The organism is Shewanella sp. NKUCC05_KAH (genome assembly GCF_019345585.1).
GTDB classification, from domain to species: domain Bacteria; phylum Pseudomonadota; class Gammaproteobacteria; order Enterobacterales; family Shewanellaceae; genus Shewanella; species Shewanella oncorhynchi.
The window spans coordinates 1-223 of sequence record NZ_JAHKQZ010000078.1; the positions used below are offsets into that span (position 1 = coordinate 1).

Below are 223 nucleotides of genomic sequence, written 5' to 3' on the forward strand. Positions count from 1 at the left end.
TGATGGGCAACGGTTCACCATCGGTGGCGGATGATGGCACTCAAACTGATGTTCCTACAGTCGTCGCAGAAACACCTACGAATGGGGGGACACCTGCTCGTCCGCCTGTCGTGGCGAAGACCACAAACACGCCTTCAATGTCACAGACGGATGGCGTGCCTACGGAAGACATCCCTGCGATAGAAGTGCCTGAGGCGAATGCTGCGCAAGGATACACTGGCCG

The 223-nt window shown here is 57.4% G+C and carries 1 protein-coding gene; it reads left to right on the forward strand.

Annotated elements, in window-relative coordinates; translation table 11 throughout:
- Positions 1-223: hypothetical protein (locus KO533_RS22865; protein WP_219256200.1), on the forward strand; the 223-nt coding region annotated here is incomplete at both ends.